This is a genomic window from Winslowiella arboricola (genome assembly GCF_025527015.1).
GTDB lineage: Bacteria > Pseudomonadota > Gammaproteobacteria > Enterobacterales > Enterobacteriaceae > Erwinia > Erwinia arboricola.
The window spans coordinates 1-23,685 of the sequence record NZ_JAODIM010000036.1 but is presented as its reverse complement, the minus strand read 5'-3'; the positions used below and the strand labels follow the sequence as shown (position 1 = coordinate 23,685).

Annotated in this window: 23 protein-coding genes; 10 read left to right on the top strand and 13 right to left on the bottom strand. The window is 53.3% G+C overall.

Translation table 11 applies throughout. The features are described from left to right. The first annotated feature begins 7 nt into the window (after window positions 1–7). The 3 genes from idnO (at window position 8) to idnR (ending at window position 3,202) form a co-directional block, all read left to right on the top strand. Window positions 8–772, top strand: a complete 765-nt coding sequence (gene idnO, locus N5923_RS03890; protein WP_267141223.1) for a gluconate 5-dehydrogenase — start codon at window positions 8–10, stop codon at window positions 770–772. Between the two features lie 61 nt (window positions 773–833). Continuing rightward, window positions 834–2,153: a gluconate:H+ symporter gene (locus N5923_RS03885; protein ID WP_267141222.1), complete on the top strand. Its 1,320-nt coding sequence runs from the start codon at window positions 834–836 to the stop codon at window positions 2,151–2,153. A gap of 53 nt (window positions 2,154–2,206) precedes the next feature. Next, window positions 2,207–3,202, top strand: coding sequence for a DNA-binding transcriptional regulator IdnR (idnR, locus tag N5923_RS03880; RefSeq protein ID WP_267141221.1), 996 nt, complete (start codon window positions 2,207–2,209; stop codon window positions 3,200–3,202). Here the strand turns inward: idnR and N5923_RS03875 are convergent. Then, window positions 3,199–3,915 carry a polyphenol oxidase family protein gene (locus tag N5923_RS03875; RefSeq protein WP_267141220.1) on the bottom strand — a complete coding sequence of 239 codons (717 nt, stop codon included), beginning with the start codon at window positions 3,913–3,915 and terminating at the stop codon, window positions 3,199–3,201. The two genes, idnR and N5923_RS03875, sit on opposite strands and share 4 nt — an antisense overlap. Before the next feature lie 694 nt (window positions 3,916–4,609). On the opposite strand from N5923_RS03875, the gene N5923_RS03870 reads away from it, so the two are divergent. From N5923_RS03870 to adhP, 4 genes are all read left to right on the top strand, one after another. After that, complete coding sequence (locus tag N5923_RS03870) at window positions 4,610–5,245, top strand: carbonic anhydrase (protein WP_267141255.1); 636 nt, start codon at window positions 4,610–4,612, stop codon at window positions 5,243–5,245. Further along, window positions 5,242–6,717 carry a SulP family inorganic anion transporter gene (locus tag N5923_RS03865; RefSeq protein ID WP_267141219.1) on the top strand — a complete coding sequence of 492 codons (1,476 nt, stop codon included), beginning with the start codon at window positions 5,242–5,244 and terminating at the stop codon, window positions 6,715–6,717. Before N5923_RS03870 ends, N5923_RS03865 begins: the two co-directional genes overlap by 4 nt. Window positions 6,718–6,990: 273 nt before the next feature. Then, window positions 6,991–8,415 (top strand): GGDEF domain-containing protein, encoded by a 1,425-nt coding sequence (locus tag N5923_RS03860; RefSeq protein WP_267141218.1) that lies wholly within the window; start codon window positions 6,991–6,993, stop codon window positions 8,413–8,415. Window positions 8,416–8,521: 106 nt separating this feature from the next. After that, window positions 8,522–9,532 carry an alcohol dehydrogenase AdhP gene (gene adhP / locus N5923_RS03855; RefSeq protein WP_267141217.1) on the top strand — a complete coding sequence of 337 codons (1,011 nt, stop codon included), beginning with the start codon at window positions 8,522–8,524 and terminating at the stop codon, window positions 9,530–9,532. A 32-nt stretch (window positions 9,533–9,564) separates the two neighbouring features. Here the strand turns inward: adhP and N5923_RS03850 are convergent, their stop codons facing one another. Genes N5923_RS03850 through N5923_RS03825 form a run of 6 tightly spaced genes read right to left on the bottom strand, consistent with a single transcriptional unit; the run spans window position 9,565 to window position 15,164 of the window. Then, window positions 9,565–10,401, bottom strand: coding sequence for a phosphodiesterase (locus N5923_RS03850; RefSeq protein WP_267141216.1), 837 nt, complete (start codon window positions 10,399–10,401; stop codon window positions 9,565–9,567). Next, a complete protein-coding gene (locus N5923_RS03845; RefSeq protein WP_267141215.1) occupies window positions 10,401–11,405 on the bottom strand; it encodes an ABC transporter ATP-binding protein in 1,005 nt (334 codons plus the stop codon). The genes N5923_RS03850 and N5923_RS03845 overlap by 1 nt, the downstream gene beginning before the upstream one ends. Further along, window positions 11,405–12,226, bottom strand: a complete 822-nt coding sequence (locus N5923_RS03840; protein WP_267141214.1) for an ABC transporter permease — start codon at window positions 12,224–12,226, stop codon at window positions 11,405–11,407. Before N5923_RS03840 ends, N5923_RS03845 begins: the two co-directional genes overlap by 1 nt. After that, complete coding sequence (locus tag N5923_RS03835) at window positions 12,223–13,110, bottom strand: ABC transporter permease (RefSeq protein WP_267141213.1); 888 nt, start codon at window positions 13,108–13,110, stop codon at window positions 12,223–12,225. Before N5923_RS03835 ends, N5923_RS03840 begins: the two co-directional genes overlap by 4 nt. After that, the gene (locus tag N5923_RS03830; RefSeq protein ID WP_267141212.1) at window positions 13,110–14,129 is read right to left on the bottom strand and encodes an ABC transporter substrate-binding protein; all 1,020 of its coding nucleotides are present in this window, start codon (window positions 14,127–14,129) and stop codon (window positions 13,110–13,112) included. The genes N5923_RS03835 and N5923_RS03830 overlap by 1 nt, the downstream gene beginning before the upstream one ends. A 27-nt stretch (window positions 14,130–14,156) precedes the next feature. Next, window positions 14,157–15,164 carry a LacI family DNA-binding transcriptional regulator gene (locus N5923_RS03825; RefSeq protein WP_267141211.1) on the bottom strand — a complete coding sequence of 336 codons (1,008 nt, stop codon included), beginning with the start codon at window positions 15,162–15,164 and terminating at the stop codon, window positions 14,157–14,159. 230 nt (window positions 15,165–15,394) lie between these two features. Here N5923_RS03825 and N5923_RS03820 point away from each other — a divergent pair, with 230 nt between their 5' ends. Continuing rightward, window positions 15,395–16,072 carry a helix-turn-helix domain-containing protein gene (locus tag N5923_RS03820; RefSeq protein WP_267141210.1) on the top strand — a complete coding sequence of 226 codons (678 nt, stop codon included), beginning with the start codon at window positions 15,395–15,397 and terminating at the stop codon, window positions 16,070–16,072. Window positions 16,073–16,076: 4 nt separating this feature from the next. Here N5923_RS03820 and N5923_RS03815 read toward each other — a convergent pair whose 3' ends face one another. The 6 genes from N5923_RS03815 to N5923_RS03790 form a co-directional block, all read right to left on the bottom strand. Then, window positions 16,077–16,670 (bottom strand): beta/alpha barrel domain-containing protein, encoded by a 594-nt coding sequence (locus N5923_RS03815; protein WP_267141209.1) that lies wholly within the window; start codon window positions 16,668–16,670, stop codon window positions 16,077–16,079. Continuing rightward, window positions 16,660–17,553 (bottom strand): 2-dehydro-3-deoxygalactonokinase, encoded by an 894-nt coding sequence (locus N5923_RS03810; RefSeq protein WP_267141208.1) that lies wholly within the window; start codon window positions 17,551–17,553, stop codon window positions 16,660–16,662. Before N5923_RS03810 ends, N5923_RS03815 begins: the two co-directional genes overlap by 11 nt. Further along, window positions 17,550–18,446 (bottom strand): dihydrodipicolinate synthase family protein, encoded by an 897-nt coding sequence (locus N5923_RS03805; RefSeq protein WP_267141207.1) that lies wholly within the window; start codon window positions 18,444–18,446, stop codon window positions 17,550–17,552. The genes N5923_RS03810 and N5923_RS03805 overlap by 4 nt, the downstream gene beginning before the upstream one ends. After that, on the bottom strand, window positions 18,440–19,603 hold the full coding sequence (locus tag N5923_RS03800) for a mandelate racemase/muconate lactonizing enzyme family protein (protein ID WP_267141206.1): 1,164 nt from the start codon (window positions 19,601–19,603) through the stop codon (window positions 18,440–18,442). Before N5923_RS03800 ends, N5923_RS03805 begins: the two co-directional genes overlap by 7 nt. Before the next feature lie 24 nt (window positions 19,604–19,627). After that, the gene (locus N5923_RS03795) at window positions 19,628–20,869 is read right to left on the bottom strand and encodes an MFS transporter (RefSeq protein WP_267141254.1); all 1,242 of its coding nucleotides are present in this window, start codon (window positions 20,867–20,869) and stop codon (window positions 19,628–19,630) included. Window positions 20,870–21,184: 315 nt separating this feature from the next. Continuing rightward, complete coding sequence (locus N5923_RS03790; RefSeq protein WP_267141205.1) at window positions 21,185–22,147, bottom strand: zinc-dependent alcohol dehydrogenase family protein; 963 nt, start codon at window positions 22,145–22,147, stop codon at window positions 21,185–21,187. 387 nt (window positions 22,148–22,534) lie between these two features. Between N5923_RS03790 and N5923_RS03785 the strand changes: the two genes are divergently transcribed. Together N5923_RS03785 and N5923_RS24765 are read left to right on the top strand one after the other, a co-directional pair. Continuing rightward, on the top strand, window positions 22,535–22,687 hold the full coding sequence (locus N5923_RS03785; RefSeq protein WP_267141204.1) for a Hok/Gef family protein: 153 nt from the start codon (window positions 22,535–22,537) through the stop codon (window positions 22,685–22,687). Window positions 22,688–23,133: 446 nt separating this feature from the next. Further along, window positions 23,134–23,298 (top strand): Hok/Gef family protein, encoded by a 165-nt coding sequence (locus N5923_RS24765; protein WP_407704376.1) that lies wholly within the window; start codon window positions 23,134–23,136, stop codon window positions 23,296–23,298. Window positions 23,299–23,685: the final 387 nt, after the last annotated feature.

The window sequence follows — 23,685 nt, the reverse complement described above, 5'->3', positions numbered from 1 at the left end:
GATAACCATGAGCACTCTTTTTTCTTTAGATAACAAACGTGTATTAATTACCGGTTCCGGTCGCGGCATCGGTTTCCTGCTGGCAAAAGGTCTGGCGGAAGCCGGGGCGGAAGTGATTATTAATGCCACCACCCAGGCGGGTGCGGAGAAGGCGGCGCAACAGCTGATCGCCGCCGGGCATACAGCGCATGCGGTAGCCTTTGATGTGACGCAGTCGGCGGCGGTGAATGCGGCGGTAGAGCAGATCGAAAGCCAGATTGGTGCTATCGATGTGCTGGTGAATAACGCCGGTATTCAGCGTCGTCGTCCGTTCCTCGAATTCCCCGAGCAGGACTGGAATGATGTCATCGCAGTAAACCAGACCGCCGTATTCCTGGTTTCGCAGGCGGTGGCGCGCAAGATGGTAACGCGGCAGAGCGGCAAAATTATTAATATCGGCTCGATGCAGAGCGAACTGGGTCGCGACACCATTACGCCGTACGCCGCATCAAAAGGCGCCGTGACCATGCTGACGCGTGGTATGTGCGTTGAACTGGCGCGCCACAATATTCAGGTTAACGGCATCGCTCCGGGTTACTTCAAAACCGAAATGACCCAGGCGCTGGCCGATGACCAGGACTTTACCGCCTGGCTGACCAAACGTACGCCAGCTGCACGCTGGGGCAACCCGGAAGAACTGATCGGCGCGGCGGTATTTTTATCCACTAAAGCCTCAGATTTTGTGAACGGACACCTGCTTTTCGTCGATGGCGGCATGCGCGTCGCAGTGTAAGCATCTATACCTTGCATACCTGGTGTTAACTGATTCACCTGACTCCTCAAAGGAAACTTCTATGCCAATTACAATAATAGCGACAGGCGTGATTTTGCTGCTGGTGCTAATGATTGTGTTTAAGGTCAACGGCTTTATTGCGCTGGTGTTTGTCGCGGCAGTGGTCGGTATCGCCGAAGGGATGACGCCGCTGGAAGCCGTGGCATCAATCCAGAAAGGGGTCGGCGGCACGCTTGGCAGTCTGGCACTGATCCTCGGCTTTGGCGCGATGCTCGGCAGGCTGGTCTCGGATACCGGCGCTGCCCAGCGCGTCGCCACCACGCTGATTAAGGCTTTCGGTAAAGATAAGTTGCAATGGGCGCTGATGATTACCGGCCTGATTGTTGGCCTGGCGATGTTCTATGAAGTCGGTTTTGTGTTGCTGCTGCCGCTGGTGTTTACCGTGGTTGCCGCGGCGCGCATGCCGCTGCTGTACGTCGGTGTGCCGATGGTGGCTGCGCTGTCGGTCACTCACTGCTTCCTGCCGCCGCATCCGGGTCCAACCGCGATCGCCACTATCTTTGGCGCCAACCTCGGTACGACCCTGCTGTATGGGATGATTATTACTATTCCGACGGTGATTATTGCCGGGCCAGTGTTCTCTAAGTTCCTGAAGAATTTTGAGAAAGAGCCTCCGGCGGGGCTGTATAACCCGAAAATCTTTGAAGATCATGAAATGCCGGGCTTCTGGACCAGTATTTTTGCGGCGATTATCCCGGTGATCCTGATGGCGGTGGCGGCGGTATTTGAGCTGACCATGCCGAAAGAGAACCCGGTACGCCAGTTCTTCGAATTTATCGGCAACCCGGCGGTGGCGCTGTTTATCGCGGTGGTGATTGCGATCTTTACCCTTGGCCTGCGCAATGGCCGTAAGGTGGAAGAAGTGATGGATATGTGTGGCGACTCGATCTCCGCCATCGCCATGATCGTATTTATTATCGCTGGCGGCGGCGCCTTTAAGCAGGTGCTGGTGGATAGCGGTGTCGGTACCTATATTGCCGATATGATGAAGGGGTCTTCCCTGTCGCCACTGCTGATGTGCTGGACGGTTGCCGCCATGCTGCGTATTGCCCTCGGTTCGGCGACGGTTGCGGCGATTACTACCGCCGGTATTGTGACGCCGATTATTGCCGTTACCGGCGCCGATCCGGCGCTGATGGTGCTGGCGGTGGGTTCCGGCAGTGTGATCGCTTCACACGTCAACGATCCGGGCTTCTGGCTGTTTAAAGGCTACTTTAATCTCAGCGTGATCGAGACGCTGAAAACCTGGACGGTAATGGAAACCCTGATTTCGTTCCTCGGTTTAGCTGGCGTACTGATTTTAAACGTGATAATTCATTGATTTGGTGGGCGGGTTAATCCCGCCCTTTCTCTCGCTGTAACGGACATCCCGCTGTGCGCTCCCATCGCATTTCACTACAAGATATTGCCACCCTCGCGGGCGTCACCAAAATGACGGTCAGCCGCTATCTGCGCACGCCGCATAAAGTGGCCAGCAGCACCGGCGAAAAGATCGCGCAGATTATCGAAGAGATTAACTATGTGCCCAATCGCGCGCCGGAGATGTTGCTGAGTGCCAGGAGTTACACCATTGGTGTACTGATCCCGTCATTTAAAAATCAGATCTTTGCCGATCTGCTGGCGGGAATTGAGGCGGCGACCAAAGAGGGACGCTACCAGACGCTGATTGCCAACTATAACTACAATTCGCAGGCGGAAGAGGAGCAGATTATCAATCTGCTGTCATGGAATATCGACGGCATTATCCTCAGTGAAAAGTCCCATACGCTGCGGGCGGTAAAATATCTGCGCGCCGCCAAAATTCCGGTGGTCGAAGTGATGGACACTGAAGGCGGCTGTCTGGATATGGAAGTGGGCTTTAATAATTTTAACGCCGGCTACGATATGACGAAAACCCTGCTGGAGCAGGGGCGGCGCCAGATTATTTACTTCGGATCGCAGGATGACCGGCGCGACGATCACCGTTTTCGTGGTTACAGCCAGGCGATGGCTGAGCGTGGTTTGTCGGCGCATCGTGTTAACCCGAAGTCGATCTCATCGCAACAGCTGGGCGCGCGCATGCTGGAGAGTGCGTTACAGGAGTTTCCCACACTGGATGCTATCTTCTGCACCAATGACGATCTGTCGCTCGGCGCGCTGCTATGGTGTCAGCGGCGTGGCATTGCGGTGCCACAACAGATTGCGATTGCCGGTTTTCACGGATTGGATATCAGTCGCGAGATGTATCCCAGCGTCGCCAGTGTGATTACGCCACGTTACGCCATCGGCTATACGGCCGCTGAGCTGCTGCTAAAAAAGATCGGCAACGCGGATTTCGTCGCCGATTCGGTGGATCTGAGTTATCAGATTTTTATGGGCGAAACCATTTAGTCCTGCCGCTGGATCCATGAATAGCGCGCCGCATAGCCTTCAGCGAAATGGGTGTTGCGGCGATAGCTGGATTGCGGCTCTGCCATACAGTAGGTGCAGACGGGCACCGTGTCGATCTGCGCCGCCGGGATCCCCATCTGTTGCAGCATCTGTTGCGCCAGCGCGGGCAGATCAAACCAGATCCCGCCAGTGGTGCCAGCCGCCTGTGGACGCACCGCCTGTGGATTAACCGGCTGTTGCGGGTGCCAGCGCACGGGCTGCCCCAGCAGCGGCATCTTTTCCAGCACCTCTTTTCCCAGCTCGTAACAACAGGATCCTATTGACGGGCCGATGGCGATATACAGGCTGTCGGCAGTGGCGCCCAGCGCGATCAGGCGCTGCACCGCACTGTACAGCACGCCGCTCAGCGCGCCTTTCAGCCCCGCATGCACCGCAGCAACATGATGCATGCGATCGTCAGCAATCAGCACCGGTAAACAGTCGGCGGTGTAAACCGCCACCGCGCGTTGATCAACCGCAATCACGCCATCAGCATCACGGCTTTTTGCGGGGGTGGTTTCCTCCGCCAGTACCACATCGGCGCTGTGTCGCTGATGTGCCCATGTAGCCTCTGCGGGTGGGGTGGCGCCGGCGGGCAGAAAAGCGTGCTCGACCCAGCCAAGCCCGGCAAGCAGTGCTGAGGAGCGGGAATGAGGAGGGGGGCTGTTTTGCATGACGCGATCCTTGTGATGACTGATTGCAGAAATATGGCTTCCTCTACCCTACGCGCAAATGGTGACGTTTTTAAATCTTTTCTCTGCCCTTTGACAGTGCGCCTGGCGACCATCGTGATTCACACTGAACCCGGATACAGCGGATTTTTGTAACTAAAAAAAATCATTAAATGCGGGAGTAAACAGCTGATTTAATTTCCCCGCAGCCTGATTAAATAAATCATCTTTATTTAATAAATATAAGCTGGTGCAGAGACGGATAACGTTGCACCGAAAACATGCAAAGGTTGTCATGCAGTCTGGTAATTCATTTGAGACTTTAGTCTTTTAATTGTTATATCCACATTAATACTATTGTTATATTTTATTTGCAGTAAATACAATGCATCTTTATTAATAATTAACTGTAATTTAAGGGTTTTGTCTGGTTAGCTATTTGGCCGGTAATTACAAGTGATATCTCATTAATTTACTTAATGAATACATTAAATTTAAATAAACTTACATTCAGATAATTATTTATCTTTATGGGAATATTCCTAATCCTGTATTAATCTATAAAGTGTTAGAACTTATTTCCCTGGCCGTGAATCTGTAGCTATGGTCCAGGTTAATTCCGCTGAAATTAGGTGATTAAGGTTACGCGATTTATCTGTCGCCCAGATAGAAGCCTGTTTGTTCCCAGAGAGAGACTATTATTTTGACGACACTTAAACCCTTGTTAGCAAAAAACCGCAGTTGGGCACTCCAGCGGCGCCAGCGTAATCCGCAATATTTCGACAATAATCTGCATCAGCAGAAGCCGCACTCGTTATGGATTGGTTGCTCTGACAGCCGTGTTCCGGCGGAGGTGCTGACCGGCGCGCATCCCGGAGAACTGTTTGTCCATCGCAATATCGCCAATATGGTGATCGACAGCGATGACAACTTTATGAGCGTGCTGCAGTACGCGCTCGAATATCTGAAAGTCTCACGCATTGTTTTGTGCGGCCACTATGGTTGTGGTGGTGTGCAGGCCGCGATAGCGCTGCCTGATAGTCCACTGGATAACCAGGACTCGGCGCTGGCGCGGCGAATTGGTCAGCTGCGCGCCGCGCTGGAGAGCGGTTTAACCGCTTTCCATGCCGATAAAGATGAAGAGAGCAACCGACAGAACCGTCTGGTTGAAGCGAATGTGCTTGCCCAGTTTTCGCGGCTGGTGGCGACCGAACCGGTGATTGCCGCCTGGCGGCAGGGCATTGCGCTGGATGTGTTTGGCTGCGTTTACGATCTGCAGTCAGGACATCTGAAAGAGTTAATCCAGCAATCCACAGAGGAATCCACACCATGAATCTGAGAACGCTTCGTCAGGATCTTCCTGCCGGCCTGGTTGTGTTTCTGGTGGCGTTGCCGTTGTGTCTGGGCATCGCCCAGGCCAGTGGTTTACCGCCATTTGTTGGTCTGCTCACCGGAGTGATTGGTGGCCTGATTGTCACCTCGCTCAGCCCGTCGCGCTTTGCCGTCAGCGGACCCGCCGCCGGACTGGTGACCATTGTTGTGGCTGCGATTGAGACGCTGGGCTCTTTCTCCGCCTTTCTGCTGGCGCTGGTGCTGGCGGGCGTACTGCAATTTATGTTCGGCGTGATGCGTGCCGGACGCTTTATTACGCTGGTGCCCGGCAGTGTGATTAAAGGCATGCTGGCGGCCATCGGCATTCTGTTGATTATGCAGCAGATTCCGGTAGCGTTCGGCGCGTCAGGCGACACTGAACTCGCATCGCTGTTTAGCGGCGAGTTCAGTTTCTCCCCATCCGCGATGATTGTGGCGGGCATCGGGCTGGCGATCCTCTGGCTGTGGACCACGCCGATGGTGAAGCGGGTAAAAGCGCTGAACTGGATCCCCGGACCATTGATTGCGGTGCTGTTTGGCTGCCTGGCGACGGTATTTGGCGATCGCATCCAGCCGGAGTTTGTCAGCAACCTGCCGCGTATTTCGCTGCCGGAATTTGGCTCACTCGGCGAGCTGACGCGTGAACTGCAGCGGCCAGACTGGCAGGCATGGCGTAATCCTTCCGTGTATGTGGTGGCGGTAACGCTGGCGCTGGTCGCCAGCCTGGAAACCCTGCTGAGCCAGGAAGCGCTGAAGAAACTGCGGCCACAGAACCCGGCACCTTCGCCGGATAAAGAGATGCGCGCGCAGGGTATTGGTAACCTGGTCGCTGGGTTCGCTGGCGGTTTACCGATTACCTCCGTGATTGTGCGTAGCTCGGTAAACGTCAGCGCCGGTGCGCAGAGTAAAGTATCGATATTAGTCCATGGCGTGCTGCTGCTGGTGTGCGGTCTTTACTTTAGCAACTTACTTAATGCGATTCCGCTGGCGAGTCTGGCGGCCGTGCTGCTGTATACCGGTTATAAGCTGGCGCCACCGCGCCTGTTTGTCGATCAAATCCGCATGGGCGCGCAGCAGTTTGTGCCATTTATTGTCACCATTGGTGGGATTATCGTTTTCGGTATGCTGGCGGGGATAGGGTTGGGTATTGCCACACAGATCCTGTACAGCGTGTATAAAAGCCATCGCAATGCGCTGCAACTGACGCGTTATGATGACCATTACGTTCTGCGTTTTCAGCAGAATCTGACCTTTATGCATAATCCGCGTTTACAGGGATTGCTGGCTGAGATCCCGGAAAATAGTGTGGTGATCGTCGACCATGATAACGCCGAGTATATTGATCCTGATGTAAAAGCAGTGCTGAAGGACTTTAGTGAAAATGCCAATGACCGTGGCATCAGGCTTAGCCAGTGGCCAGCCGCAGCTAAATAATTTTGTCAGCGATGGATTAAAGCGAGTGACGCTATTCTGGCGTCACTCGCTTTCTTATGCCCGTTAACTATTTCCTGTGATAAAATTGGCCCCGCTGCAGCCAGGATTAATCTTATAAACCAACAGGCTACAGAATAACATTGCGATTATTTTTGTTTGAGCAGATTAAAATAAAGCTCAGGCTCTGCCTTATTGCTTTGCAGACGTCGCAACCGATAGCAGCTGACACTGGCTGATGTCGTTTCAGGGTAAATATCACAGGTATTGGGGCGTATGCGATTCAAACTGTTTGACGAAAATAATAATAAAGCCAACGGGATAACCATTTTTGTTTTCACTGTAGTGTTTTGTTTTATCGGTGCCCATTTGCGTATGCCGCAGGAGTTGTCATTATTCTGGCCGGTCAACGCGCTTGTCGCCGCCATAATTGTCCGTTTCCCTTTCCTGCATAACACGCGTATTTACCTGATCACTTATCTGGCAATGATATTCTACGATATGGTGTTTTCCGGCTGGGCATCGCTGTCGGTTACCATTAACTTCGCCAATATTATTTTTATCTTTGTCGTTGCTAACCTGCTGATTAAGAGAAATAAACCGGCTGCCGGTTTCAGCCGGCCGGTGCGCGCGTTACAGATTTTTCCCGCCAGTCTGCTGGCCGCGCTGCTCAGCGCCAGCTGGGGAACATTGGTTCAGGATGGCTGGATGGGCGGCAATTTCCTCACTTCGTGGAGCGACTGGGTCAGCGAACAGTTCTCGACTGGCGTGCTGCTGTTGCCTTTTCTGCTGACTTTACCCGCCAGCATTAATCTGGTGTTAAGACCCTGCCGCTTAAAGGATCTGCTACCGGTTGCTGCGCTGGCCGCGTCAGTGGCGGTGGCGGCGATTATTGGCGGCGGCGGCAGTCTCTCCTTCCCGTTACCGGCGCTAATCTGGTGCGCAATTGCTTATCCGTTGCATGTCACCAGCCTGATTACGCTGGTGACCGGCGTCACCGAAATTATGCTGGTGGTGAGCGGGGTGATGAATATTCAGGGCGCCGATGAGTTCCTGGCGCTAAGTCATCTGGTGTCTGCCCGCCTCGGAATCGCCACGCTGGCGATCAGTCCGCTGATTGTTGCCGTCAGTATGGATGCGATTCTGCAGCTTAATAAGCAGCTGGCGCTGCGCGCTAACTACGATTTTCTTACGCGTCTGCTGTCACGCTCGGGACTCTATGAACAGCTGCGTTTGCGCGATGCTCAGGCGCACAATAAACCGCAGAGTGCTGGCGTGATGCTGATTGATATCGACTATTTTAAAGCGATTAATGACAGCTTTGGTCATGATTCCGGTGATGCGGTGCTGGAAGAGATGGCGAACCGGATGCGCAATGTGGTCGGCGATCACGGCATGGTTTGTCGCTTTGGCGGTGAAGAGTTTGTGGTGGTGTTTTTTGATCAGGACCGCACGGCGCTCTTCCAGTTTGCTGAACAGATTCGTCAGGCGATTGTTGCGCATAAGTTTGCGCTACAGGGGAATACTGTTGGGGTTACCGTCAGTATCGGTATTGCCAGTGAATCTCAGCGGGTAAAAAGCTGCGTTGAAACGGTTAACGCCCTGATTTCCGCAGCGGATAAGCGTCTTTATCATTCGAAACGCAACGGCCGTAATCAGACTTCACCCCGCCTGGAGCTTGAGCTGGAAGAGGTAGTTTAACGCCTCTCTTTTGATCGATATCAGAAGTTATTAAACTATTTATCGTCAGCTAAAGTGGATGTTCTACGCTTAATTTTGTTTAACGCGTCAGCAATCAGGGGGATTTATGAGAGCAGCTGTAGTTACACCGGATCATTCCGTTGAAATTCAGGACAAAACGCTGCGTGAGCTGAAATATGGCGAAGCGTTGTTAAGCATGGAGTATTGCGGGGTTTGTCATACCGATCTGCATGTTAAAAATGGCGATTTTGGTGAAGTGCCGGGGATTATTCTCGGCCATGAAGGGATCGGCATCGTTAAACAGATTGGTCCGGGCGTGACCTCTCTGAAACCGGGCGAACGCGCCAGTGTCGCCTGGTTCTACAAGGGCTGCGGGCACTGTGAATATTGTAATAGCGGCAATGAAACCCTGTGTCGTGATGTGCAAAACGCCGGTTTTTCGGTTGATGGCGGCATGGCGGAAGAGTGCATCGTCGTAGCCGATTATGCGGTGAAAGTACCGGAGAACCTGGATCCGGCCGCCGCCAGCAGTATTACCTGCGCCGGTGTCACCACCTATAAAGCGGTGAAAGTTTCAAAAATTAAACCTGGCCAGTGGATTGCCATCTACGGTCTCGGCGGACTGGGCAATCTGGCGCTGCAATATGCCAAAAACGTGTTTAACGCTAAAGTGGTGGCGATTGATGTTAATGATGCGCAGCTGGAGTTTGCGCAGAGCGTGGGCGCCGATCTGGTTATCAACCCGCTGAAAGAAGATGCGGCAAAAATCATGCAGGAGAAGATTGGTGGCGCGCACGCCTCGGTAGTGACCGCAGTAGCTCGTTCGGCATTTAATTCGGCGGTGGATTGCGTGCGTGCCGGTGGGCGGATTGTCGCTGTTGGCCTGCCGCCAGAATCGATGGATCTGAATATTCCACGGCTGGTGCTGGACGGTATTCAGGTCGTGGGCTCGCTGGTCGGAACCCGTGAAGATCTGAAAGAAGCGTTCCAGTTTGCCGCAGAAGGCAAAGTGGTGCCGAAAGTGAGTAAACGTCCACTTAACGATATCAATACCATTTTCGAAGAGATGAAAAATGGCAAAATCACCGGCCGTATGGTGATCGATTTATCGCTGTAATCGAAGGGTCGCAGTCATGCGACCCGCAATATTTAATCCAGTAGTGCGCCATCGGCACTATAAAACGGCCAGGGGCCGGGAAAATGATCGATGACGCACTGATGGGTCACCATTCCTTGCTGTTCACTCCAGCGGTGCAGCAGAAAACCCGCCGGTTCAAGACAGAAATGAGCCGGGCCATCCTGCTGTAAATCCAGCGCCACCTGATGCGATGCGCCTGGCGCGCTACATGCCAGCGTACCGGCGAAACGAACTTGCATACTGCGGTGCAAATGACCGCAAAGCACCCGTTCCACCTGTGGATAACGCGCAATAATCGCCGCCAGATCCTGCGGATTGATCAACCGTTGACGATCCATATGATCGATGCCGCTGATAAAAGGCGGATGGTGCAGCATCACCAGCGTCGGACGATCTGGCTGAAGCCGCAGCTGCTGATCCAGCCAGAGCAGGCTTTCCGCCACCAGTTCACCTTGTGGCTGGCCCGGCACCGATGAATCCAGCGCCAGCAGACGTAGCGGACCACACTCCGCCTGCCACTCTACCCGCTCCGCATGCTGATCGAGATAAGAATGGTCGGCAAACGCCGCTTTCAGCTGCTGGCGATCGTCATGATTTCCCGCCATCACATACCACGGAATTTCCAGCGCCTGTAACGCTTCACGCAGAGTCTGATACTCATCGGCATGACCAAAATCCACCAGATCGCCGGTGATCACCACGCAATCCGGCCGCGGTTTTAGCTGATTCAGGCTGGCGATCGCCTTGCGCAGCGCGCCAAGCGTGTCGACTTTGCCGTAAGAGAGTTTTCCCTGTGCTTTGATATGCAGATCGCTAATCTGCGCGATTAATACGGTTTGTGCGGTCATCAGCATACTTCTCCCTGTTTACTGTGAAAATGCATTAGCCGATCGGCGGCGATAAACAGCCCGACCTGCTGGCCGCTCCGCCAGATTTCACGTGCCGGGCGATCAACCTGCAATGGCTGCTGGCCACCAGTATCGATAATCAGACGCTGGCTGGCGCCAAGAAATAGCTGCTGCACGATACGACCACTATGTGGCGCGCCCTCGACGGCGCCTGGCGTGATATCTTCCGGGCGACAGTAAAGGCCGGGGCCATCGGCGGATTCCGGCAGCAGGCAGTTAATTGCGCCAACGAAATCGGCGACAAAGCGCGTGGCGGGCTGCTGATAGAGGGTCTGTGGCGTGGCGATTTGCGCAATACGGCCTTTTTCCAGCACCGCGATCCGGTCGCCGAGCGCCATCGCCTCCTGCTGATCATGGGTGACATAGACAGCGGTGATATGTAGCTGGCGCAATAGCTGTCCGATATCTTCGCGCAATTTTTCGCGTAATTTGACATCCAGCGCCGCCAGCGGCTCGTCGAACAGCAGCACTTTGGGCCGGGCCGCCAGCGCGCGCGCCAGTGAGACACGCTGCTTCTGACCGCCGGAGAGCGCATTGACCGGACGCTGCGCTACATGTTGCAGATCGACCATGGTTAGCATCTCTTCGACGCGCCGGTTGATTTCGATGCGCGGCAGGCCCTGAATCCGCAGACCGTAACCGACGTTCTGCGCCACGTTCATATTCGGGAATAGCGCATAGTGCTGGAACACCATACCGACATTGCGTTTTTCAATCGGTAAGGCAGTGACATTGCGATCGCCGAACCACACTTCGCCACCGACATCCGGTTGTTCCAGGCCGCTGATAATACGCAAAGTGGTGGTTTTGCCGCAGCCCGACGGACCCAGCAACACCAGGGTTTCCCCGGCGTTGATATCCAGATCGAGCGGATGCAGTGCGATAGCATCGTCGCTAAAACGACGGGCGCACTGACGTAAACGAATGGCAACAGATTGAGACATCAGTGTGACTCCTGAGGTGTGGCAGGCGTGGCTTTAGCCGGACGTTGGCTAAAGCGGGAGATCCAGCTGAGCGCCAGCAATAACGGTAAAATCATCGCCAGGAAGATCAGGGTATAGGCCGAACCGATCTCCAGACGCATCGAGGCGTAGCTGTCCGCCAGCCCTACCGGTAGCGTTTTGGTTAATGGCGTATGCAGCATCCAGGTAATATTGAATTCACCCATCGACAGCGTCAGTACCATAAACGCGCCGGCCAGAATGCCGTTACGGCAGTTAGGGATAATCACGCTAAAAAAGCGTTGCCAGAAACCAGCGCCGAGGCTGGCGGCGGCCTCTTCCAGCTGCGGCAGATGGCTGGCGCGCATTACCGACAGCACCGGACGCACCATAAACGGCAGGGTAAACAGCACATGGCCAATTAAAATAAACAACCAGCTGCCGCGCAACCAGTGCAGATGACCGTAAATCAGCAGCATGCCAAGCGCCGTCGCCAGCCCTGGCAGCGCAACTGGCAGCAGCAGGCACTCTTCGATACGGCTTGCCCAGCGGGAGGGCAGTTTTAACAGCGCCCAGGCAGCGGGAACGCCCAACAGCGTGACCAGCAGCAGGCAGCAAATGGCAATCAGCAGCGACAGCCAGACGGTATCGGCATACATCGCCCATACCTGCTCAACCCAGCGCAACGTCAGGCCGCTTTTCAGGCCAATAAAGGCGTTATTGGTTATGCCAGCCAGGCAGGATAACAACACCGGCACCAGCATAAACAGGCAGATAAACAGCGTAAATCCTAGCTGTAACCAGAACAGTGGGCGGCGCTTCATAGCGTACCCTCCCGGTTTTCGCCCGCCAGTTTGCGCGCCACAATCAGCGCCAGCCAGGCAACGCCCCCCATCACCACGGAGAGCGCAGCGGCGGTGGCAAAGTTGGCATAATTCGTAAACTCACCGTAGATGGTCAGCGGCAACACGTTAAGATCGGTTCCGAGGGTAAAGGCAGTGCCAAAAGCGCCCATGCTGGTGGCAAAACAGAGCGCGCCGCTGGAGATCAGCGCTGGCGCCAGACCGGGTACAATGACGTCGCAAATCACCCGCCACTGGCTGGCGCCCAGCGAACGCGCCGCTTCTTCCAGCGTGGGATCGAGTTTTTCGCAAGCGGCGACCAGCGCCATAATCACCCGCGGAATGGAGAAGTAGAGGTAACCAATAAACAGTCCGCTCAGGGAGTAGGCAAACATCCAGCGTTCGCCGACCAGCGCTAACCCCAACTGGGCCAGCAGTCCCTGACGTCCGGCAAGCATCACCACCAGAAATCCGACCACCACGCCGGGAAACGCCAGAGGAAAGGTGAGGATCGCCAGCAGCAGTGATTTGCCGGAAAAATCATGACGGGCAAGAAAGCAGGCAACTACCGCCGAAATCGCGACTGCCGCCAGCGATACCAGCAACGACAGCAGCAGGGTAATGCCAAGGCTTTCCAGATACTGCGGGCGAGTCAGCACCGTCCAGTAAGCATTGATATGCGAGCTGTTATCCGGCTGACTGCCCATCGCAATCAGCGTGGCGAACGGCAACAACCAGAAGGCGGCAAAAAACAGTAACGCAGGCATCACCATCCACGGGAACTGGCGGCGTTGGCTCGCCACAAAGCGGCTGAAAAACGTTCCCGGACGGGGACGCTGCGTGTGGCGCGTTGCTGAAACGCTCATTAACGGATCTCACTCAGGTAACGGCTGGAGAAGGCTTTCTGCACGTCAGCCATCTGCTGATAATCGATGGTGCTGGCGCGGGCGTAGTCGCTGTCCGGCAGGAAACGTTTTTTCGCATCAGCTGACAGCGTGCTGGCGCGTACCGGACGCAGGAAGGCATTGGCCCAAATTGCCTGACCTTTGTCTGACAACACATAGTCGATCACTTTTTTGCCATCGTCAGCATGCGGGGCGTTTTTCACCAGGCTAATGGTGTAAGGCACGGTGATGGTGCCTTCCTGCGGAATAACAAACACCACGTTGGCGTTATCTTTATATCTGGCGCGGTAGGCGTTGAAATCGTAATCCATCATGATCGGGATTTCGCCCGACAGCACGCGCGCATAGGCGGTTTGTTTTGGCACGATGGGTTTATTGGCCGCCAGCTGTTTAAAGTAGCTGATGCCCGGGGCAAAATTATCCAGCGTGCCGCCGAGCGCTTTATTGGCGGCCACTGCTGCCACATAACCGACAAAGGCGCTGGAAGGGTCGAGGAAACCGACCATGCCTTTGTACTCTGGCTTCAGCAGGTCATTCCACGATTGTGGCACCGGCAGACCGTTCAGCGCATCGACGTTCACCATAAAGCCTATGGTGCCACTGTGCAGCGCGACCCATTTGCCGTCTGGATCTTTCATCCCGGCCGGAATATTATCCCACTCTTTAGGTTTGTAAGTGGTCACTACATCAGACTTCGCCGCCTGAATGCCAAAGCTGACACCAAGGTAAGCCACATCGGCCACCGGATTGGTTTTTTCCGCCACCATTTGCGCCAGCGCCTGGCCGGAGTTTTTATTGTCCTGCGGCACGCTAATGCCAAGATCTTTTTTTATCGCCTGTAACTGCGTGCCCCAGTCCGCCCACTCGGGTGGACAGTTGTAGCAGATGGCTTCAGCAGCCGAAGCCATCTGACTGAACAGCGCGCTGCCTGCCAGCAGAGTGGCCAGCGCCAGTTTTTTAGCGGATGTATTCTGTGACATAGGATTTCCCTGGTGTTGGTTAAGTCATCAAAGTGTTTGTGTCGCGGGTGGAGCAATACTTTCCCCGTATCGGAACTGGTGAGCCAGACATCCGGGCGGCGGGGTTTCTCCGGCGATTTGCGCCAGTAAATGCGCGATCGCCAGGCGCCCCATCTCTTCCAGTGGCTGTACCACGGAGCTGAGTGAAGGAAACTGCATCCGTCCCATTTCGATGCCATCAAAACCGATAACCGAGATTTGCCGAGGAATTTGGTAGCCGGTACGCATCAGTTCGCCCATCACGCTTAGCGCCAGTAGATCGTTAGTGCAGAGCAGGGCGGTAAAAGCGCGCGGGCCATGCAGTAGCGGCAGCAGGGTATTAAGATCGGAATGGATATGGTCTGGCATCTCGACGACATCAGCGGGAGTCAATCCGGCCTTTGACATCGCATCGCAGTAGCCCTGATAGCGCTGGCGTGCGCGGTCGGATTGCAGCATCGGCCCGGCAATCATGCCGATATGACGATGACCAAGCTTCAGCAATACCCCGGTGGCCTGCATCACGGCCAGACGGTTGTCGACGCGCACCGCCGGTAAGCCAAGACGCTGTGGCGAGTTATGCACCAGCACCAGTGGAATCGCTTCACGTTGCAGATCCAGCAGTACTGCGCTGTGATCCGCATCGGCGACTGTCAGCACCAGCCCGTCAACCCGCTGGCGCAGCATATTTTCCACTATCGCTGCTTCACGCAGCGGCTGATAGTTGCTGGTGGCGACCAGCAGCGAGTAGCCATGCAACTGAGCAAGGTTTTCCATTGCCTGCAGCTGGGCGGCGAAAATCGGATTCTGCAGCGAAGGCAGCAACACGCCAATCATGCGTGTCGACTGGGTACGTAGCTGGCGTGCAATATGATTGGGACGAAATCCCAGTTGTTCTGAGGCGGCAAATATCTTGTTGCGCGTCTCTTCCCGCACCAGATCCGGCGAGGAAAAAGCGCGTGCTGCGGTGGCTCGCGATACCCCAGCCAGTTTTGCTACCTGCAATAAATCACTCATTCGCTGCTCACTTTTGCATCATGAGATCGATCTCAATGGCAGCAAATTAGCAGCGCTATATGACGGATATATGATGTTTTGAGGTGTGGAAGATGACAGCAAGGGGGATGTGACGGATGGTGTGGCTGCGGGGAATCGCTGAGGCAACATCACATATCAGTATCACCGTGGTTCAGCTGTGGTGCTGCACGCTGTAGTATAAACCCATGCTGTCGCGGGGGAGTTATAACATGTTAAATCATTCAATCTGTGACGCTTTTCGTTGTCTTGATCTGTTAGCGGCCAGTCGCGAACCGGTTGGCATTCGTGATATGGGGCGGCGGCTTAATCTGGATTCTGCCAAAGTCACTCGTATTATGCAGTCGTTGTTGTCGCTGGATATGGTGCATCGCAACGAAAAACGCAAATACTCTGTCGGTATCGGCGTGCATCGTATCTCGGCTCTGTCGATACATCACTCTGCGTTTTACACCGCGGTAATTGATACGCTGGAAGAGATTGGCAAACACGATATTTCTATTGTGATTGGCGTGCTGAAAGATCGCCATGTGGTCTACCTGATTCATACCCGAAAAGGGGTCAGCGTGGCGCGCGCTATTGGCAACTACCATACGGTAGCGGCAATTGATTCGGTGATTGGTTTAAAGCTGCTGGCGCATAAGAGCGATGAAGAGATTATCGCATTGATTGGCATTCATGATTTTAATTTGATTGCCGAAGACCTTGCACTGGCGCGTAAAAATCAGGTGTTTGTGAAATCCTTTCAGGACGATGAGTATCGCATGGCCTGCATGATCCCTGGTATGCAGGCCGCGATTGCCCTCTCTAACTTTACCGGCAGTGTAAAAGATCTGGATAAGCTGAAGACCTTTCTGCTTTGCGCCGCGCAAAAGATTGGTGGTGTATAAGCCGTTATAGCTGTGCCACTAACTGGCGGCAGCGCTGGTGCATCTGCTCCAGCGACTGGCCCGGCTGGTATAGCGCTGAGCCAATCCCCACGCCGTCATAGTGGGATAAATACGCGGCGATATTCTGCAAGTTGATGCCACCCACGGCACAAAACGGTATCGGCTGTTGCAGTGGCCCTTTAATCAGTTGTGGATAATCGACGGGCAGGGCGGCTGCCGGGAAAATTTTCAATGCATCTACGCCTGATGCACAGGCACAGAATATCTCGCTGGCGCTAAAGACCCCGGCGCAGATTTTTAATCTTAATGCCCGACTGCGACTGATGACTGCCGGATTAAGGTCAGGCGTCAGAATATAATCTGCTCCCGCCTGCGCAGCGGCTTCTGCCAGCGGCGGTTCAGTGATGGTTCCGGCACCAAGATGAATACTGTTGCCAAACCGCTGTTTCAGCAGGCGAATCGTCGTTTGCCAGTCAGGAGAGTTGGCTGGGATCTCAATATCAGCAATGCCATATTGCAGCAGACATTCCACCTGCGGCAGGCATTCCTGCGGCGTGATACCGCGTAAAATAGCCACCACCGGTCCATTAAACATCATGTTCAAATACCTTATTGAGTCCGGCAATTAATGCCTCTTCTGCTGCCAGCGTGGTGCAGGGTAATTCAAGATGGTGGCTGGCCAGCTGGTAATGCTCAAGCAGTGATGAAGCACCGATAAAGCAAACCGGCTGCTGGCGCGGGTGGCCGGTCAGCAGTTCATGGGCGGTGAGAAATCCGGACAGCCAACAGGCGGCGTAAGCGGCATCAAACTGCCCAAGGATATAGCGCCCACGACAGCGAAATAGCTCGGTCATCAGATCGCGTTGCTGCGCTTTTGCCAGCGCGGCGCTATCGACGCCCGCAAGAAAATGTTCACGGGAGAAGGTTTGTGGCGGCAAGCCTTTGCCGACTACTGAATGATTTAACAGCAGATTATACAGCTCACCAGACATCAGGGTGCAGAGACCGGTAATCTGCTGGTGGTCACGATCGACGGTGAGCCACTTGCTGTGGGTGCCAACTGCGGCGAAGATCCGGGCATCACTCAGGTACAGGGCGCCAAGCAGCTGCATCTCCTCACCGCGACACACTTCCCACTCCGCCGGGCTGGAGATGCCTGCTTTAATGGTGAGCGGATTGGGCAGGATGCCGGGAAGCGGAATGCCTTTATCCTGTAAGGCGCTAAACGCCAGCGGCAGGGACTGATAACCGGCGTCACAGAGGCCGATATTGCTGCCTGCCATGCCACATACAATCACCGGCAGCTGCTGGTGATAATGCTCGCCAAGGCGCGCGATCTGCTGCTGCAATATCAGCGGCAGCATTTCACGCTGGCAACGCCCAACGCCTTGATCTGACTGAACGATGGCGGCGATCTGCCCGTCAGTGACGCGTATAGCGCGAAAGTTACTGGTTCCCCAGTCGACGGCGATATAGTTCATTTTCCCTCCTCCAGAATCGCCAGTGGCAGACAATCAGTTAACTGGCGCAGCTCTTCCCGCGTGAGGTCATCGATGCGTTTTGCCGGATCGCGCACCCTGTCGGTGGCGAACAATCCCGCCTGGTGAATAATCGTTTTATGAATGGCAACGCCAATGCCTGGCTGGACGCCGTAGCGTAAAAAGGGCAGGTAACGATAGAAGATCTCGCGAGCCTGCTGCTGGTCATGTTGCCAGGCAGCCAGAATGCGGTTAATGACATCGGGAAACTCACAGGCGGGCATGGTACCGGTAATGCCACGTGCCAGCTCTTCATACAAAAATCCTGCATTCAGACCGCCGAACAGCCCAATATCATCAGCTAAAGCCTGTTTTAACTGACTGATTTTCAATGTTGTTGGCGGTTGTTCAACTTTGATATAACGAATCTGTGGAAAGGTCTTGCACAGGCTGACCAGCGTGGCGACCGGTATCGTCACCCCGGTCATCATCGGTGCATCCTGAATCATAATTTCAATATCGCAGTGTGCGCAGATATCACGATAGAAGCGAAAAATCTCTTCTGGCCCGGGCTTGACCACTGCCGGTGGATTGACCATCGCCACCTGTGCTCCCATGCGCTCTGCCAGCTTAATCTCTTCAATGGCTACCTGGCTGGAAGCTCCACCCGCCGCAACCACCAGGGGTAAATTCGCCGTCATCTCCTTCACCGCGGAGAAGATAGCCTGTTTTTCGGCGCCAGTGAGGGCATAACCTTCGGAAGCATTGCCAAACAGCGCCAGACCATCGATGCCTTGCTGCAGCAGAAATGTCACCAGTTTGCGGATCGAGGGGATATCCACTTCGCCCTGCTGATTAAATGCGGTGGCGAGAATCGGTACGTTACCTTTTAGCATGACGGACTCCAGAGATGTTCTTGCAGCACGTCTTCATTGATTTCGATGCCGAGGCCAGCGCCTGACGGCAGCTGATAGTGGCCCTGGGCGCACACCAGCGGGGTATGCAGCAGGCTGTTTGCCACGTCAAATACCGGCGGCTGAAACTCCAGCATAAACAGATTGGGCAGGGCAGCGGCAACATGGATGGATGCGGCGATGCAGGGCGCGAGGCCGACGCTGAGATGCGGAGCAACCTTCAGATTATGGGTTTCCGCCAGTGAGGCGATGCGCATCAGTTCGCTGATGCCGGTGCGCCCGACATCGGGCTGCAAAATATCCACCGCCCGCTGCTCAATAAAGGGGCGGAACTGATAACGGGTTCGTTCGGTTTCGCCGAGGGCGATGGCCACACTGGATTTCTGACGCAGTTCTCGGTGGCCCGCCACATCCTCCGGCAGTAATGGCGCTTCAAGAAAATGCAGCCTGAAGGGTTTAAGTTTCTCCAGCAGGTCGCAGGCTTCGCTGACGCTATAGTTCCAGTGGGCATCAAGGAACAGCGACAGGTCATCCCCGACCGCAGCGCGAATGGCGCGTACATTTTTGACGTCTTCTGCCACTCCGTAACCGAGCGCCAGTTTGATGGCGGTAAAGCCACGTTCACGCCAGCTAATCGCCAGCTCGCAGCGCTGCTCAAGTTCCGCCTGCGGTAAACCGGATACATAGCATGGCACCGACTGACGCCAGGCGCCGCCCAGCAGTTGCCACACTGGCAGGCCAAGGCATTTACCCTTTAAATCCCACAGCGCAATATCCACTGCGGCAATCGCATCTACCTGATAACCGGTGATATAACCACGGTCACGCATCGAGTCGTACATTTTAGCCCCGAGGACATTGCTGTCGAAAGGGCTGGCACCCAGCAGTAACGGTTTAAAAAGGTGATTAATAATCTCAGCAACAATATGTGGCACCACTGGCGCCAGCGCTTCGCCCCAGCCAGTCTGACCGTTGTCCGCGGTGATCTTTACCAGACAGGTTTCCATTTTGCGTGAATAGACACAGCGATATTCATCGCGATAATAATAATCTGGCAGGCTGTCATCTGTTTTACCTCCCAGATAAATATCCTGTGGTGTTATCTTTAAGGGAAAACACTGGATATCGACGATTTTCATACTGCACTCCCGTTATTGTTATCTTTAATCAAGGATCTTGCCGGCGGTCTCTTTACACATCAGTACGGCAATAAATGAAATTACTGCAGTCGCCATCACATAATAAGCAGGAGATAATGGATCGCCGGTGAAGGAAATAAGTGAGGCCGAAGCCAGTGGGGTAACACCACCAAATAGTGCCACTGTCATGTTATAAGCGATGGCAATACTGCCGTAACGGATCGCTGTCGGAAATAACTCCACCATTGCGGCACCGCAGCCACCATTAAATAAGGCAACAAATATGCCGAGCATACTCATGGCGCCAACGGAGGTGGCGACCGAACCATGGGTCATCAACAGCATCGCCGGATAAGTCAGTAAAATAAATCCGCCACATCCCAGCAGCATCACCGGGCGGCGACCAATACGATCGGAGAGATATCCGGTCAGTGGCATGCAAATCGCTACGCTCAATAAACCCAGAGTCGTGATTAAGTAAGAATCGGTTCGACTGTAATGCAGATGGGTAGACAAATAGCCGGGCATAAATGACTGTAACACCCAGCTACTTACCGCTTTCACTACGACAAAGCCGACACAGAACAGCAGCGCTTTACCCGAGGTGCGCAGAGAAGTACGCAGCGGAGATTTATCAATTTTTCCGCTGTTTTTCAGTTTATGAAACTCGGCGGAGTCTTCCATATTGCGGCGCATATATAAGCCGCCGAGGCCAAGTGGGGCGGCAAGTAAGAACGGGATACGCCAGCCCCAGTCATTCATCGCGGGTTCGCCAAGGGTATGCGTTAACAACAGAACCAGGCCTGAACCACATACAAAGGCCATAAAGCTGAAGTTCTCACTCCAGCAGGTCAGCGTGGCGCGACGATGAGGTTTGGCGCTTTCCGCCAGATAGGTAATAACGCCGGAACTTTCACCGCCAGCAGCAAATCCTTGTAATAAGCGTGTTAACACCAGCAATGTCGGAGCGATAATGCCAACCTGATGATAAGTCGGTAAAATACCCATAATAAACGTTGAAAACGACGTAATAACGATAACGGTGACCAGTACTTTTCTGCGGCCCAGCCGATCGCCCATTGAGCCGAAATAGAGGCCACCGAGTGGACGCATCAGAAAGCCGGAACCAAAAACGGCAAATGACTTTAATAATGCGACCGCTGGATCACCACTGGCAAAGAAATTACTGGCAATAATCGCCGCCAGCGTGCCATATAAACCAAAATCAAACCATTCGATAAAATGTCCGATACCGGCAGAAAGCATTATTTTTCGGGTTCGTCCCGCCGTGTTTTTGTCTGTGGCGCCCTGATAATGTCCGGCGCTTTGCGTATTGGAATTGTCCACTTTTCCTCCAGGTAAATAGATTATTTACCACTGCCTTCGCAGAGAGTTCTGCCGTAACCGTGTCTGGGTGTAGGAAACAGGTTATTACTATTTACCTGAAACGTAGCTGGAGTGTATCGGCACAGGAAAGTGTTGCCATTGCCATGCAGGGTTACGTGAGAGCACTCATAAAAATCGACAGCAAATTGCTTCACATAGTGAAGCAACAGGGTTTGACGGCAAGCGCATGGAGATTTAGCAGCGAATCAGTATTTTGCCTGCGGGACGCTGCTGCTGATAAAAACGCAAGGCATCGGCGATTTCTGTCAGCGGGAAGATAGCGGCAATATGGGTGGCGGCTACACCATCGCGGATGAGTGCAAATACTTCAGCCAGTTTTGCGGCAATTTGCGGCTGGCTGGCATGATGGATCCACTGCCTGAGATGGAAGTAACTAAACTCGATATCCGGGCGTTCCAGCCAGAAGGCTTTGGGGATCGCCTGGCCGGAGAGCAGGCCATAGGAGATAAACTTACCGCCCGGCTTAAGTGCAGTTGCCAGCGTGAGCGCGCTATTGCCACCGATACAATCCAGCACCGCATCGACTCCTCCGGTCGTTTTTAATGCCTGCGCGGTGTGCCGATGTTCAGCGGAGGGCATAATCATCACTGATGCAGCATCAAGAGATTGCGCCGCCTGCTGACTACGCACGATCGCTACCACATCCAGCTGCAGACGTTTGGCCATTTTTAACAGCATCAGTCCAATGGCGGAGTTTGCGGCATTGATCGCCAGCTTTGCGCCAGCAGGTAAATGCACGGCTTCGGTTAGCATTAGCCATGCGGTCATTGGATTGACATAGCTGGTGGCTGCCTGCTCGTCAGTGAGCCAGTCCGGCACCGGAAAACACCAGGCTGGATCGCTGTATTTAATCTTCTGCCATGCGCCAGCAGTACCAAGCGGCAGTACGCGTTTGTTGCCTGCGGCAGAAGTCACACTACCGACCCCTTCAAAGCCAGGAATAAAAGGAAGTTGCGTGCGCGCAGGATAGGCGCCCGAGATAGTAATCAAATCAGAGGGATTGATGGCCGCTAACAGCATATTTACGGCAATACTGCCAGTGGACGGCAAGGTATCATCATATCGCTCAAGCTCGACGCATTGCGCCGCCATACCAAACTGACGAACAACCGCGCGTAATAAAGGGGTCGGGGTCATAGGCTTCTGTCGTAATAAGCGAAAATGGCATAGTAGCAGAGTTTGGCGGGGAGAGAATGTTTTGAGAACGTTTAAAACGATATTTCCCTGTGTTCAATAATCGAGTTTTGAATGATTTTAAATATTATATTTGTCTGTGATGGGGTTCTCACGGGTATTGCATTATTATCAGATCTGATTCGTGTTTTGTGAATTCTCGCTCACGGAAGAAATTCAATCAGGTAAACTTCCTGGTGGGTGCTCTGGATCTTTTTGTCCTGAGCATACGTAAGGGACAGAAAGAGAAAGGCCCCACCTGATATTAAACCAAGTGAGGCCAACCCTTATGCCCAACAACATAAAGGTAGCCTTTTCCCCGCTGAAAAGCAATGGAAGAAGGAGCCACAGATGGCAGCAAAACTATTTATACTTAGCGTGATATTTATATACGTAACTTTCTTTACATTTACGTTTATAACGCGAGGTTCCCTCTGTGAAATGTCGGTTAAATACGGAGGGTTAGAGGTTGTCGCCAGACTGGCCTGCGAATCCATCAGGTAAGGCAACCCAACGGCGGGGCGGGTTCCCGCCCGTTGGATGTTGTGAGCATGATCCATGAGCACCCTTTTTATAAATATCGATTAAAGCCAGTGAGAAAGATTGTTGCGACATGAGATAATGATTGTTGTACTTTTTTTAGTAGAAAGGTACAGGTAATTTATATTACTTATTGAAATAACCGTAAGTTTTATTAAATTGATAGTGTATAATTGAAATATTTCGTTGCTATTACATAATAATCAGAGCTTGTGCATATTTTAGCAATCTCCTGTCTCAGAAGGGAATCCATTAAGGTAAACTACCTGGCGGGTGCTCTGGATCTTTATATCCGGAGCATTTGCAAAGGACATAAAGAGAAAAGCCCCATACCAACGTTAATTGATATGAGGCTAGTCCTATGCTCGACAACATCAGGTTAGCCTCTTACCCAGGAAAATGCAATATGCATGGAGGCCATGATGCTGCAAAAACTTGTAGTGCTTAGTCTGAGAATTATCGTCGTAACAATAGTTATGTTGGGATTGATAATACGGGATTCAATTTGTGAGTTCCGCATAAGGCAGGGCAATATGGAGGTTGCGGTTACCATGGCCTGCAAATCCAGCGGGTAAGGCAACCCAACGGCGGGGTAAGTCCCCGCCTGTTGGATGTTGTGAGCATGATCCATGAGCACCCTTTTTATAAATATCGATTAAAGCCAGGGCGAAGGGCCGTTACGACCTGAGATAATGATTTTTGTAGTGTTAAATCTTCTTCTCATTCAGGGGGTTATATTATTAATTTATGTAACAGAACGCATTATTAAATTAAGGTGGAACTGAAGCACATTTCAGTGCAATTGCATAATAAACAAATTTAGCGCACATCTTAGTAATATTCTTTCTCAGTAGGAAATTCATTAAGGTAGACTGTCTGGTGGGTGCTCTGGATCTTTATATCCTGAGCATTTGCAAAGGATATAAAAGAGAAAAGCCCCATACGACTGTTAATCGATATGA